Source organism: Nocardioides sp. BE266, from assembly GCF_031457855.1.
Taxonomy (GTDB): Bacteria; Actinomycetota; Actinomycetes; order Propionibacteriales; family Nocardioidaceae; genus Nocardioides.
Genome location: NZ_JAURTI010000003.1, coordinates 561,578 through 574,568 on the forward strand (window position 1 = coordinate 561,578; position 12,991 = coordinate 574,568).

Consider the following 12,991-nt stretch of genomic DNA (forward strand, 5'->3'; position numbering starts at 1 on the left):
GCCAGCCACCCCGCTGGTTGAGCAGCGAGCGCAGCGAGCGTGTCGAAACCGAGGAGATGAGAGATGTCGAACTTCACCGAGTCCGAGGAGCGTCAGGAGCTGCGCCGTCAGGTGGCGAAGCTGGCGAGCGGCTATGGCCGGGACTGGTTCGTCGAACGCGCCCGCGCCGGCGAGAAGACCACCGAGCTGTGGCTCGAGATCGCCAAGGCGGGCTACCTCGGCGTCAACATCCCCGAGGAGTACGGCGGCGGTGGCGGCGGGATCGGCGACGTCGCCGCGGTCTGCGAGGAGCTCGCCGCACAGGGCTGCCCGCTGCTGATGATGGTCGTCAGCCCGGCGATCTGCGGCACGGTGATCGCGCGCTACGGCACCGAGGAGCAGAAGCAGACGTGGCTGCCCGGCATCTGCGACGGCACCGCCACGATGGCGTTCGCGATCACCGAGCCCGACGCCGGCACCAACTCGCACAACATCACCACGACCGCCCGTCGCGACGGCGACGAGTGGGTGCTCAAGGGCCAGAAGATCTACATCTCCGGGGTCGACGAGGCCGCCAACGTGCTCGTGGTCGCGCGCGCCGAGGACGCGAAGACGGGCAAGCTCAAGCCCTGCCTGTTCGTCGTGCCCACGGACGCGGCCGGCCTCGAGGCCACCGTGATCCCGATGGAGATCGTCAGCCCGGAGAAGCAGTTCCAGGTCTTCATCGACGACGTCCGGCTCCCGCTCGACGCGCTGGTCGGCGACGAGGACGGCGGCCTGGTGCAGCTGTTCGCCGGGCTCAACCCCGAGCGGATCATGGCGGCCTCCTTCTCGACCGGACTGGCGCGACACGCCCTCGCCAAGGCGTCGTCGTACGCCAAGGAGCGGACGGTGTTCAAGGACCCGATCGGTGCCCACCAGGCGATCGCCCACCCCCTCGCGATGGCGCACATCGAGACCGAGCTCGCCCGCCTGATGACCCAGAAGGCGGCCGCGCTCGTCGACGAGGGTGAGGACATGGCGGCGGGCGAGGCGGCCAACATGGCGAAGTACGCCGCTGCCGAGGCGGCCGTGCACGCCGTCGACGCGGCGGTGCAGACCCACGGCGGCAACGGCATCACGCAGGAGTACGGGATGGCCGGCATGCTCGTCGCCGCCCGCGCCGGGCGGATCGCCCCGGTCAGTCGGGAGATGATCCTCAACTTCGTCGCGATGCACAGCCTGGGGCTGCCGAAGTCCTACTGACACGCGCGCCGTCGTGCGCTTCACTGCACCCATGCCGATCCGCGCCAGCCGCGTCCTCGCGCGAGGAGTTCGTGATCCGCGCGCACGGCCGTGGTCTCCGCGTGAAGGTCGAGCTCACCTTCGTCGGTGCCGCGCCCGGCTGGAGCGGCACCGCCCTCGTCCGCTACACGCTGCGCCCGCTTCGCTGACGCCCTCGCCGGGCCCGGAGACATCCGTCATACGTTCCCGAACGCATCGGGTCGATTCGGTATGACGGATGTCTGAGGACGTGGTGGTCGGATCCGACCAGAGATCTCGTCCACCACGTCCTCAGATGTCTCACTCGCAGGTGGTGTCCGCCGTCGCGAACCAGCGGTCGCGACCTCCGCGCTCGACGACCACGATCTGGGCGAGGTCGCGGCCGTCGTAGCTGTAGTAGGTGATCCGGTCGTCGGCCTCACCAGGCGTCTCGGGCTCGCTCTCGACCTGGTCGGTGGAGTCGAGCGACCAGCCGGCAGCGGCCGCGGGGTCGCGCTCGCCCTCAGGCGGGCCGCCGTTCGGTGCGTCGTGCAGGGTGACGCTCGAGCCCGGACAGGCCCGCGCCGGGCTGCCCTGCACGACGAGCAGGACGCCCGCGATCACGGCGCCGATGACGAGCCCCCCGACCAACCACTTCATGCCCGGACCCTAGCCCGGGAAATGCGTCATACGTTCCCGAACGCATGAGCGCGGGAACGTATGACGGAACGAGGGATGGAGGGGTCAGGCGTCGGCGGAGTCGTACTGCTCCTGGACCTCCTCGGAGGAGGCGCCGTTGAACTGGTTGATGCGGATCTGGTTGCCGAAGGGGTCGCGGATGCCGAAGTCGGTGCCGTAGGGCTGGGTGACCGGCTCCTGGGTGATCTCGACACCGGCGTCGCGGAGGGCGGCGTACGTCGCGTGCACGTCGCTGCTCACCAGGAAGAGCCCGCCGAGGGCGCCCTTTGTGACGAGCTCGCGCACCTGGGCGGCGGTGGCCTCGTCGTGCTGCGGGCCGCCGACGAGCTCGAGGAGCAGGGAGGTGTCCTGCCCGGGGACGGCGATCGTCAGCCAGCGCATGAAGCCGAGGTCGATGTCGTCGCGGACCTCGAAGCCGAGGTGGGTCGTGTAGAAGTCGAGCGCCTCGTCCTGGTCGAGGACCGGCACGGAGCGGATGTGGAGCGAGGTGATGTGGTTGGTGGTCATGACGAGAACGCTAGGCGGGGTCGACCCCCGCCTGCTTCTCCGAAACGACTGTCGTGGCCGCCGTCCGCGGCCGGGTCCACGCCGCGATGAAGCACGACGGCACCGCGACGGGCGCGTGCTGCGCACGGAACTCGGTCGGCGAGCAGCCGACGACATTGCTGAAGGTGCGGCTGAACGTGCCGAGGCTCGCGAACCCCACGTCCCACGCGACGTCGGTCACCGGCCGGTCGGTCTGGCGCAGCAGCGTCATCGCGCGCTCGACCCGGCGGCGCTGGAGGTAACGGTGCGGGGTCTCGCCGTACACCGACTTGAAGACCCGGCCGAACTGCGAGGCCGACAGGTGCGCGATCGCCGCCAGGTGGGGTACGTCGAGGGGCTCGGCGTAGCGGCGGTCCATCTCGTCGCGCGCCCGCAGCATCCGGCGGTTGGTGTCCTCCTGCGAGGTGAGGTCCACGCTCACACCCAGATGTTGTCGTGCTCGCGCATGAAGGCGTCGTACTCCTCCGGCGTCATGTCCGCCGTCCCCTCCGCGAGCTGCTCGAAGTAGCGCTCGCGCGGCGCGCCGGGCGCGAAGTGGAGCAGCATCTTGGCCGCGCCGTCCTCGTTGCGGAAGCCGTGCAGCCCGCCGGCCGGCACGTGCACGAAGTCGCCCGAATGACACTTCACCCAGCCGTTGCCGTCGTAGATCGTGACCGTGCCCTCGAGGACGTAGAACGACTCGGTGATCGTGCGGTGGAAGTGCGCGCCCGGTCCGCTCGGCGGTCCGCCGAACTCCCAGCGGTACAGGCCGTAGGTCCCGCCCGTGCCCGACCCCAGTGCGAGGTGAAAGACCTTGTTGCCGTTGGGGTAGACCAGCGCGGGCTCGCCGTCGCCCCGCACCAGGCGGGCCGAGACCTCGCCTCCCTCACCGTGGTAGATCGCGGGTGGATAGCTCATGAGCACGAACCTAACCGCTGTCGGTGTCCAGTGGCAGGCTGTACGCCGTGGCCCTCGCCGACCGACCGCTCGTCCCCGAGGAGTGGGTGCTGCGCATCGACGGCGTGCTCGGCCGGCTGCCGCGGTGCCGGCAGGAGGGCGCGTGGACCGGCACCCGCTGGCGGGTCGGCGGCGCCACCGTGGCCCACGTCTTCGGCGGCGAGGACCAGCTCTTCCGGATCACCTTCCGCGGCGAGCCCGACGAGGTCGCCGCGTTCGAGCACATGGGTGACCCCTACTTCCGCTCCGGCTGGGGCGGCAACGCGATCGGGATGCTGCTCGACGACGACACCGACTGGGACGAGCTCGCCGAGCTGCTCACCGACTCCTACTGCATCCAGGCGCCCGCGACCCTCGCCGAGCAGGTGGCGCGCCCCGCCCGCTGAGTCACCGCAGCGGCACGAACCTGTACCACCCGTGCTCGCTCACCCGGGCTCCCGGATTGGTCACCAGCAGCATCGTGCCGGCCACCGGGATCACCATCCGGCCCTCCTCGCCGAGCTGGTCGACCAGGTCCTGCGGCAGCTCGGCCGGCTCTGCTGAGACCAGGATCCGGTCGTACGGCGCCCCGCTCGGGTCGCCGAGCACGCCCGGGGTCGCGACGGAGATCGACGCCCACGGCTGGCCGGTCGCGGCGAGGTTGGTGCTGCCGAAGGCCACCAGCTCGGGCTCGAGCTCGACCCCGTGCACCTCGCCCGTCGGCCCGACGAGGTGGGCCAGCAACGCGGTCGTCCACCCGGAGCCCGACCCGACGTCGAGCACCCGCTGGCCGGGGTGGACGTCGAGGAGCCGGAGCATGTCGGCGACGGTCCGGGGCTGGGAGTTGGTCTGCCCGGCCGCGATCTGCAGCGGGCCGTCGTACGACGCGCGGCGTCGGACCGCTCGCGGCAGGAACCCAGCCCGAGGGTGGGCCGCGAAGGCGTGGTCGACGGCGTCCACGCGGTCGAGGCTACGCGCAACAGCGGCACGGCCCTGGGTGGGTGGGGTGGGCCGTGCCGCTGCCGATGTGCGTTGTTGGAGTCCGCCCGCCGAATGCGGGGGGTTGTCCGTACCTCGGGACGGGGGCAGTCGGGAAGTACGGGAGCGGGAGGGGTCTCCGCGGAACGCAGCCGCCTCCAGGTGTCACCCGGGAGTCATCGGTCCCCCTCCTCGGAGTGGTCGTGATCGCCGTCGTGGTCCCAGGGGCTGTGGTCACCGTCCCGGCCGACGTCATGGTCCCCGTCCCAGTCGCCGTCGTGGTCACTGTCCTGGTCACCGTCCGAGTCGCCGTCCTGGTCACCGTCCCAGCCGCTGTGCTCACCGTCCCGGCCGACGCCGTGGTCGCCGTCCTCGTCCTCGGCGGCCGCAGGCGGCAGGGTGCCGAGGAAGACCACGCAGAAGTCCATGACCCCGCCGCGACCATCGGCCAGGTCGGTGAGGGCCGCGAGGACCTCGTCGTGGTGGCCGTCCGCGTCGCCGTGCCCGTCGCCGTGCCTGTCGCCGTGATGGTCACCGTCGGGGTGGCTGCGGCGCTGGTCTCCGCGGTCCTTGGGGTCCTTGTCGAGGACGCCGCGGCAGACCTCCGCGAGGAGCTGCGTGGTCTGCGGGGTGGGGTGCACCGAGGTCAGTCCCTCGGGGGAGGTCGAGGTCCCGGGTGAGGTGTCCTGCGACGTCGATCCGGGGGACGCGCTGCCCTTCGACGTGCCCCGTGTGGCGTTCTGGCCCGAGCGGGGCGCGTGCTTCTTCGCGGTTGGCGGCTTCGTCCGGCGCGGGTCGGCCTTCGTGGACTCCTGGTCCGACGAGCTGGCCACCTTCTGCGTGCCGTCGGTGGCGAGCCCCGGCAGGTCGGGCAGGTGGAAGCCGTTGGCGAGCGCGATGCCACCGACCACGAGCGCGAGCGCCGCACCGGACGCGACGACGAAGCGGGTGGCGGACCGACCCCCGAGCCTCGAGGGCGACACGTAGCTGCTGCGGGTGGCGGGCGGCGGCGTGAGGCGCGCCGCGTGGAAGGCGGCGACCGCGGCGTGCTCGCCGCGCAGCTCGGCCGGACGGGCAGGGGCGGACGCGGAGGCGAGGGCCGTGCCGAGGGCGCTGCCGGACGCCGCCGGATCCTCGAGCAGGCGCTCGGCGTCGCGGCGGGACAGGTGGTCGTCCCGGGCAGTCATCTCACACCTTCAGCGCCGCGGACGCCCGAAGTGTTATGGCTCCTCGGCAAGTTTCTTCGCGAGCTGCCGCAGGCCCCGGTGCGCGGCGCCGCGCACCGCACCCGGTCGCTTGCCCAGGATCCGGCCGGCAGTGGGTGCGTCGAAGCCCAGGACGGTGCGGAGCATGACGGCCTCCGCCTGGTCGCGGGGGAGCGACGCGATCAGCGCGAGCGCCGCCTCGGACTGCACCCGGCCCAGGGTGTCGCCCTCCACGTCGGCGGCGTCCCGCAGCTCGACCATGCCCTCCACGGGCTCGGCGGACGTCGGGCGCCGCCGGGCGTGGCGCAGGTGGTCGAGGGCCCGGTTGCGCGCGATCGTGGTGATCCAGCCGCGGAAGCCGTCGGCGTCGCCGTCGAAGCGGTCGAGGTCGCGGAACGCCTGCGCCCAGGCCTCGCTGGCCACGTCCTCGGCATCGGCCGGGCCGACCAGGACCGTGAGGTAGCGCAGGAGGGGAGGCTGCACCGCGCCGTAGACGCGACGGAACGCCGCCTCGTCACCCTCCCGCATGGACGCGACGGCAGTGTCGAGCCCGTCCTCCCTCGCCACAGAACGAGTGTGCCGAAGCGCGGCGACGCCGCACAGGGGCGAATGTCGCCCCGCGCGCAGATCCCCCAACGGGGTCAACCGCGCGGCGGGCGCGGGACGAAGAGCGGCACCCGGGCGGCGTACTCGTCCCAGCCGGGTCGCTGCGACATGCTCTTCTCGAGGAGCTTGGCGCCGGTGACGTTGCGCACGAAGTACGTCATCGCGGCCGGGGCCCACACGGTGAGGAGGCCGGGCAGCCAGCCGAGCGCCAGGGCGCCGGCGACCCACAGGCCCCACCACACGCAGGCGTCGCCGAAGTAGTTGGGGTGGCGGGTCCAGCCCCACAGGCCGGTGTCGAGGATCCGGGGCCGGGACTCGCGGGGCTGCGCTTTGTAGGCCTCGAGCTGGGCGTCGCCGACGACCTCGAAGAAGACGCCGACCGCCCAGACCACCACGCCGACCCAGACCACGGGCCACCAGCGCACGTCGGCGATCGCAGCCGCCTGGATCGGGGCGGCGATCACCCATGACACGACCGCCTGCGTCAGGAACACCTTGCCGAGCACGCGCCCGGCGCCGGACGACCAGCCCGGACCGCCCAGCATCTTCTCGTAGCGGGGGTCCTCACCGTGCCCGCGCGAGCGCCGGCCGATGTGCCAGGCGAGGCGCCCGCCCCACACGACGACGAGGGCGGCCAGCAGCCACGAATGGGTGTCGGGCCAGACCAGTGCGAGGACCACGGTCATCGCGACGAACGACAGGCCCCACGCGACGTCGACGACGGCGACCTTGTCGAGCCTGCGGCTCACGGCCGCCGTCGACCCCATGACGACGGCGGCGGTGAGGAGCGCGACGAGGACCTGGGTCATGTCCTCAGAATGCCCTGACGGGAGGCAGGGTGTGCGGAGCACCCGGGCGGACGGCGAGGACCTGGTCGACCCCCATCCGGCCGTCGCGGAAGGCGAGCGCGCCACCGACGAGGTAGAGCCGCCAGACGCGGACGACCTCCTCGCCGACCAGCTCGCGCAGGCGAGGCAGGTGGGCCTCGAAGTTCTCCATCCAGCCGGCGACGGTGAGGACGTAGTGCTCGCGCAGGGCGTGCACGTCGCGGACCTCGAGCCCGCCGGCCTCGATCAGGCCGACGGTCTCGCCGACGGGCCGCATGGTCATGTCGGGGGCGATGAAGGACTCGATGAACGGCCCACCACCGGGGTGCTTGCCACCGCCGGCGCCCTGCCGCGACATCTGCTGCACGAGCACCCGCCCGCCCGGCTTCACCGCGCGGCGCAGCACCTCGACGTAGGTCGGGTAGTTGGTGGCGCCGACGTGCTCGCCCATCTCGAGCGAGCCGACGGCGTCGAAGTGGTCGCGCTCGGGCACCTCGCGGTAGTCCTGGAGCCGGATCTCGACCCGGTCCTCCAGGCCGCGCTCGGCGATGCGGGCGTCGATGAACGCCTTCTGCTCGGCCGAGATGGTGACGCCGGTGACCTGGGCCCCGAAGTGCTGCGCGGCGTGGAGCGAGAGCGAGCCCCAGCCGCAGCCCACGTCGAGCATCCGCATCCCGGGCTCGAGGCCGAGCTTGGTGCAGACCAGGTCGAGCTTGGCGCGCTGCGCCTCCTCGAGCGGGGTGTCGGGGGTGGCGTGGTAGCCGCAGCTGTAGGCCATCTGCGGCTCAAGGATCAGCGAGTAGAACTCGTTGGAGAGGTCGTAGTGGTGGCTGATCGAGGAGCGGTCGCGAGCCAGGCTGTGCAACCGGCCCTTGATCCGCGCCTGCGACGCGGGCGGTGCCGGCGGCCGGCCCAGGGCGCCGAGGCCGGCGGCGGTGCGGACCGCGTCGACCAGCGCGCGGGGCGAGAGGCGTACGCCGGACAGGCCGCGCTCGGCGCCCACCGCGAAGGCGTGCGTGAGTGCGGACTCCAGGTCCCAGCCGTCCTGCTCCGGCACGTCGAGCTCGCCGGTCACGTAGGCCTGGGCAGCGCCGAGCTCGCCCGGGTGCCAGAGCAGGCGGCGCAGCGCGTCGGGGGAGCGGAGCACGACAAGCGGTCCGTCCTCGGGTCCGGCGACCGAGCCGTCCCAGGCCTGGAGCCGCACGGGGAGGTCGCCGCCGATGAAGGGGCGCACGGCCTCGGCGAGCCGACCGGCGACCCCCGTTCCGGTCGCGGTGCGCTGGGCGGTGCTCGTCACTGGTCCTCCCGGGTGAAGGTGAGCTGGGAGACGTTGATGTAGCCGCTGGCGAACCCGGCCTGCGAGTAGGCCAGGTAGAAGTGCCACACGCGGAGGAACAGGTCGTCGAAGCCGAGTCGCTGGACGGCCTCGCCCTGGGCGAGGAAGCGGCGGTCCCAGCGGCGCAGGGTCTCGGCGTAGTGGCTGCCCATCTCGAGCTGTCCGGTGAGCCGCAGCGACGTGTCGTCGCGGGTGATCTGGTCGATGACCTCGACGCTCGGCAGGAAGCCGCCCGGGAAGATGTACTTGTTGATCCACGTCTCCCCGTCGCGGGTGGCGAGCATCCGGTCGTGGGGCATGGTGATGGCCTGGATGGCGACCTTGCCGCCCGGTGCGAGCACCCGGTCGATGGTCTCGAAGTAGGTGCCCCAGAACTCGTGGCCGACGGCCTCGATCATCTCGACCGACAGCACCGCGTCGTAGGTCGCTCCGTCGGCGCCGAGCGCCCTGTAGTCCATCAGCTCGAGGCGGCAGTGCTCGGAGAACCCCGCGGCGGCGATGCGCTCCTGGGCGAGCTCGAGCTGCTCGACCGACAACGTGATCGAGTGGACGGTGGCGCCGCGCCGGGCGGCGCGGATGGCGAGCTCGCCCCAGCCGGTGCCGATCTCGAGCACGCGGGAGCCCGCGATCACGCCGGCCTCGTCGAGGAGGCGCTCGATCTTACGGCCCTGCGCCTCGGCGAAGTCGGCGCCGTGCTGCGTCGGGTCCGGACCGTCGCTGGGCTCGGGCGGCGTGGCGACGAGGTGGTCACCGACGGAGCCGGGGCCGGGCCCCGTCGGGACCACCGAGGTGTCGAAGAGCGCGGAGGAGTAGCTCAGCGTCTCGTCGAGGAAGAGCGCGTAGAGCTCGTTGGACAGGTCGTAGTGGTGGGAGATGTTGGCCTGGCTGTTGGCCTCGGTGCTCCGGTGGTGGTCGGGCAGTCGGGGTGTCACGAAGGCGCGCAGCTTCTGCAGCGGCTCGGGGATCAGGGTCGCGATCCGGGCGGCCGGCACGGTCAGGAAGCCCGCCAGGTCCTCGGCGTCCCAGGCGCCGGTCAGGTAGGCCTCGCCGAAGCCGATCAGGCCGTCGCGGCCCAGGCGGGCGTAGAACTCGTCGGGTCGGTGCAGGCGCATCGTCGGTCCGCCCCGGCCGTAGGTCCTCCCGCTGGGCTCGTCCACGACGGTCACGTCGATGCGGGCGACGGCAGCGAGGAAGAGCCGCTTGGCCACGGCCGCGGAGATCGCGGTGCGGGGGCCGCGACGGAGCTGCTCGAGCGCGGGGACGCCCTGGCTGGGGTTGGGGTCGGGGTTGTGAGCGCGGTCGGGCCGCGTCCGGTCGAGAGTCACTTCACGCCCTCCTGGGAGTGGCTGGGTCGTGGACGGATCGGCAGGCGCCGCGCCCACAGCCAGATGCCGTGTGCGCGGATCAGCGCGCTGCCGCGCAGGGCGGCGCCGAGCGTCCTGCGGACGGGGACGTCGCTGCGGGTGCCGGTGAGGCTGGCGCTGAAGGGTGCGGAGTCGCCGTCGTCGTGGCCGCGAAGGGTCACCGCGACGTGGAGGCGGTCGGTCGGCAGCGGCACCGCGACGTCGTACGTGCCGTCGACGCCGTGGAAGGGGGAGACGTACATCGCCTTCTCGGTCTGCGCGTGCCCCTGCTCGTCGGGGTGCACGAGGTAGGCGTGGCGGTCGCCGTAGGTGTTGTGCACCTCGACGATGACGCCCGCCTGCGCGCCGGAGTCGTCGAAGCACCAGAAGACGCTGATCGGGTTGAACGCGTAGCCCAGCGAGCGGGGCTGGGCGGCCATCAGGATCCGGCCGCCCCCCTCGCCCAGCGTGACGCCGTTGTCGGCGAGGAAGGCCTCGACGTTGTGGCGCAGCGTCCGGTCGGGAGCGCCGAGGTGGTCGCGCGCCTCGAAGCGGGCCAGAGCGCCGTGGTCGGGCAGGTCGTCGAGGTCGACGAGCCAGAACGTCGAGGCGTGCTCGAAGGAACGCTTGAACGGCGTACGCCGGGTGTGCCGGATCGTCGTCTCGAAGCGCCCGGGCTGCGGCACGACGTGGGTCGCGCGCGGCCAGGGCAGGCCGAGGTGGGTCGCGGCGGCGAGGCCGGAGCGCGCGCCGTCCTCGTGGAAGCCCCAGCCGTGGTAGGCCCCGGCGAAGGCGATCCGGTCGCTGTTGATCTCCGGCAGCCGGCGCGAGGCCGCGACGGACTCGGGCGTGTAGAGCGGGTGCTCGTACTCCATCCGGTCGATCACGGTGGCCGGGTCGACGAGGTCCTCGCCGCCGAGGGTCACGAGGTAGTGGGTGTCGGTGGGGAGGCGCTGGAGCCGGGTGAGGTCGTAGGTGACCGTCACCGCTCCCGTCTCCTCCGCGGGGCGGTGGAAGTTCCACGAGGCGCGGGCGCCGACGGCCTCCGGCAGCAGCGAGGTGTCGGTGTGGAGGAGCGCCGGGTTGCTGCTGTAGGGCAGCGCCGAGAGCACGTCGCGCTGGAGGTCGGTGGGCGACTCGAGCATCGCCAGCGCCTGGGCCGGGTGGGCGGCAACCACGACCGCGTCGAAGGCGGTGGTCGTGCCGCTGCCGTCGGTGATCTCGACGCCGTCGCCGAGCTCGCGGATCGACGTCACCTTCGTCTCGAGCCGTACGACGTCGAGCCCGGCCGCGACGGCGGCGACGTAGGTCCCCGAGCCGCCGGTCACCGTGCGCCACTGCGGGGAGCCGAAGACGCCGAGCATGCCGTGGTGCTCGAGGAAGGTGAAGAGGTAGCGCGCGGGGTAGTCGAGGGAGGTCGCCGGGTCGCACGACCACACGGCCGCGACGAGCGGCTCCATGAAGTGCCGGACGAAGCCGGCGGAGAAGCCGCCCTCGGCCAGGAAGTCGCGCAGGGTCTGGTCGTCCGCCGGTCCGTCATGCGAAGCCGATCCAATGGAGTCGGATCGGGATGACGGATCGGCAGCGAGCAGCGCCCGGGCCCGGCGGTGGAACCGCGGGATCTCCAGCAGCATCCGCCAGTGGTCGCGCGACGCCAGCGACGCCCGCTGGGCGAACAGGCCGCGGGCGCCGAGCGCACCGGCGTACTCCACACCGGTGCCGGCGTCGCTCACCGAGAGCGACATCTCCGAGGGCTGGGTCGCGACGCCGAGCTCGGCGAAGAGGCGCAGCAGCGTGGGGTAGGTGCGGCGGTTGTGCACGATGAAGCCGGTGTCGATGGCCAGCTCGCCGTCGGGCGTCGCGACGCGGTGGGTGTCGGCGTGGCCGCCGAGCCGGTCGTCGGCCTCGTAGAGGGTCACGTGCGCGGTGCGCGAGGCGATCCAGGCAGCGGTGAGCCCGGCGACGCCGGAGCCGACGACGGCGATCCGGCGCTGCCCCGACTCGATCATGTTGCCTCCGTCAGGTCGAACAGGGCGATCGGGTCGGACGTCGGCTGCTCGGAACCGCCGTCGGGCTCGACGGTGATCCCTACGGCTGCGGCATCAGCAGCCGAGCCTTCGAGCAGCACGGTCTGGTCGCCACGGTCGGGCATCAGGCCGGCAGGCGAGAACGTCCCGTCCGGTGCCATCAGCCAGAGCTCGTAGACCTTCTCCGACGGAGCAGGTGCCATGTCCTCGGTGACGATGACGGCACGGTCCTGGGACTTCGAACGGGTGACGGTCGCCCGCCCTGAGTCACCGAGGTCGTGGAAGACCGCCTGCGCGTCGTCGGCCTGGAGGACCTTCTCGGCCGCAGTCAGCGAGGGCGCCTGGTCGGACCACGGCTGCCACACGACGGCGCCGAAGCCGGCGATCAGGACCAGGGCGGCAGCCACGAGAAGAGGGACGCGACGGCGCACCGCGAAGGGAGCGGCCGTGACGACGGGAGGCAGGGGTCGGACCTGCGAGATGCCCGCGAGGACGGAGTCGCGCAGCCCCGGAGGGGGTGCGGTGACGGCCGTCTCGGCCAGCATGGCCGCGGTCTCGCGCAGCTCGGCGACCTCGGCTCGGCAGTCCTCGCAGTCGGCGAGGTGCTGCTCGAACCGAGCTCGCTCCAGGTCGTCGAGGGCGTCGACGGCATAGGCGCCCGTGAGCTTGTGCAGATCGCTCATGAGGCAACTCCCATCAGGTCTCGCAGTCGGATCAGTCCGTCGCGTATTCGGGTCTTGGCGGTGCCCAGCGGCACGTCGAGCAGGGTGGCGACCTCCGTGTGGGTGTAGCCGCCGAAGTAGGTGAGCTCGACGGCCTGGCGCTGGACGTCGGTGAGGGTGGCGACCGCGTTGCGGACCCTGGTCGCCTCGAGCGAGGCGTGGGCCGACTCGGCGGTCTGGTCGTGGTCGACCGGTGCGGTCTCGCGGTTCCAGGTCTCGTCGCGCGTGGTGGCGGACTCGACCGAGCGGACCCGGTCGACCGCCTTGCGGTGCACGATCGTCAGGAGCCAGCCGGCCGCGCTCCCGCGCCCGGCGTCGTACCTGGCGCTGGAGCGCCACGCGTCGAGGTAGGCCTCCTGGGTGACCTCCTCGGCGTGCGCCGGATTCCGTACGACGCGCAGGGCCAGGCCGTAGGCCCGCGCCGAGGTGGCGTCGTAGAACTCGGCAAAGGCCTTATCGTCGCCTCGCGCGCAGCGTCCGAGCAGGTCGGCGAGCCGGGCGCCCTCGCCCGCGGACGGGACGCCCTGGGGCGCCCCGTCCGGAACGGGCCTCACGTGGTCCACGTC

15 protein-coding genes are annotated in these 12,991 nt (G+C 72.4%); 2 read left to right on the forward strand and 13 right to left on the reverse strand.

Annotation, left to right across the window (positions count from 1 at the left end; all coding sequences use genetic code 11):
- Positions 1–63: 63 nt before the first annotated feature.
- Entirely contained in the window at positions 64–1,224 is a 1,161-nt protein-coding gene (locus tag J2X46_RS11330; RefSeq protein WP_310250300.1) for an acyl-CoA dehydrogenase family protein, read from the forward strand.
- A gap of 318 nt (positions 1,225–1,542) precedes the next feature.
- On the opposite strand, the gene J2X46_RS11335 is transcribed toward J2X46_RS11330, so the two are convergent.
- From J2X46_RS11335 to J2X46_RS11350, 4 genes are all read right to left on the reverse strand, one after another.
- The gene (locus J2X46_RS11335) at positions 1,543–1,881 is read right to left on the reverse strand and encodes a hypothetical protein (RefSeq protein WP_310250301.1); all 339 of its coding nucleotides are present in this window, start codon (positions 1,879–1,881) and stop codon (positions 1,543–1,545) included.
- Between the two features lie 84 nt (positions 1,882–1,965).
- Positions 1,966–2,427 carry a VOC family protein gene (locus J2X46_RS11340; RefSeq protein WP_310250302.1) on the reverse strand — a complete coding sequence of 154 codons (462 nt, stop codon included), beginning with the start codon at positions 2,425–2,427 and terminating at the stop codon, positions 1,966–1,968.
- 10 nt (positions 2,428–2,437) lie between these two features.
- Positions 2,438–2,887, reverse strand: a complete 450-nt coding sequence (locus J2X46_RS11345; protein WP_310250303.1) for an AraC family transcriptional regulator — start codon at positions 2,885–2,887, stop codon at positions 2,438–2,440.
- Positions 2,884–3,363, reverse strand: a complete 480-nt coding sequence (locus J2X46_RS11350) for a cupin domain-containing protein (protein ID WP_310250308.1) — start codon at positions 3,361–3,363, stop codon at positions 2,884–2,886. Before J2X46_RS11350 ends, J2X46_RS11345 begins: the two co-directional genes overlap by 4 nt.
- Positions 3,364–3,410: 47 nt before the next feature.
- Between J2X46_RS11350 and J2X46_RS11355 the strand changes: the two genes are divergently transcribed.
- Complete coding sequence (locus J2X46_RS11355) at positions 3,411–3,788, forward strand: MmcQ/YjbR family DNA-binding protein (RefSeq protein WP_310250310.1); 378 nt, start codon at positions 3,411–3,413, stop codon at positions 3,786–3,788.
- 1 nt (position 3,789) lies between these two features.
- On the opposite strand, the gene J2X46_RS11360 is transcribed toward J2X46_RS11355, so the two are convergent.
- The 9 genes from J2X46_RS11360 to sigK form a co-directional block, all read right to left on the reverse strand.
- Positions 3,790–4,341 carry a protein-L-isoaspartate O-methyltransferase gene (locus J2X46_RS11360; protein WP_310250312.1) on the reverse strand — a complete coding sequence of 184 codons (552 nt, stop codon included), beginning with the start codon at positions 4,339–4,341 and terminating at the stop codon, positions 3,790–3,792.
- A gap of 194 nt (positions 4,342–4,535) precedes the next feature.
- Positions 4,536–5,546: a hypothetical protein gene (locus J2X46_RS11365; RefSeq protein ID WP_310250313.1), complete on the reverse strand. Its 1,011-nt coding sequence runs from the start codon at positions 5,544–5,546 to the stop codon at positions 4,536–4,538.
- A gap of 33 nt (positions 5,547–5,579) precedes the next feature.
- Positions 5,580–6,131, reverse strand: coding sequence for an RNA polymerase sigma factor (locus tag J2X46_RS11370; RefSeq protein ID WP_310250315.1), 552 nt, complete (start codon positions 6,129–6,131; stop codon positions 5,580–5,582).
- 74 nt (positions 6,132–6,205) lie between these two features.
- Positions 6,206–6,979, reverse strand: coding sequence for a DUF1295 domain-containing protein (locus J2X46_RS11375; RefSeq protein WP_310250320.1), 774 nt, complete (start codon positions 6,977–6,979; stop codon positions 6,206–6,208).
- Between the two features lie 4 nt (positions 6,980–6,983).
- On the reverse strand, positions 6,984–8,294 hold the full coding sequence (locus tag J2X46_RS11380; protein WP_310250322.1) for a cyclopropane-fatty-acyl-phospholipid synthase family protein: 1,311 nt from the start codon (positions 8,292–8,294) through the stop codon (positions 6,984–6,986).
- Positions 8,291–9,658: a cyclopropane-fatty-acyl-phospholipid synthase family protein gene (locus J2X46_RS11385; protein WP_310250323.1), complete on the reverse strand. Its 1,368-nt coding sequence runs from the start codon at positions 9,656–9,658 to the stop codon at positions 8,291–8,293. The genes J2X46_RS11380 and J2X46_RS11385 overlap by 4 nt, the downstream gene beginning before the upstream one ends.
- Positions 9,655–11,685 (reverse strand): DUF1365 family protein, encoded by a 2,031-nt coding sequence (locus tag J2X46_RS11390; protein WP_310250324.1) that lies wholly within the window; start codon positions 11,683–11,685, stop codon positions 9,655–9,657. The genes J2X46_RS11385 and J2X46_RS11390 overlap by 4 nt, the downstream gene beginning before the upstream one ends.
- A complete protein-coding gene (locus J2X46_RS11395) occupies positions 11,682–12,386 on the reverse strand; it encodes an anti-sigma factor (RefSeq protein ID WP_310250325.1) in 705 nt (234 codons plus the stop codon). The genes J2X46_RS11390 and J2X46_RS11395 overlap by 4 nt, the downstream gene beginning before the upstream one ends.
- Entirely contained in the window at positions 12,383–12,988 is a 606-nt protein-coding gene (gene sigK, locus J2X46_RS11400; RefSeq protein WP_310250326.1) for an ECF RNA polymerase sigma factor SigK, read from the reverse strand. The genes J2X46_RS11395 and sigK overlap by 4 nt, the downstream gene beginning before the upstream one ends.
- Positions 12,989–12,991 lie beyond the last annotated feature (3 nt).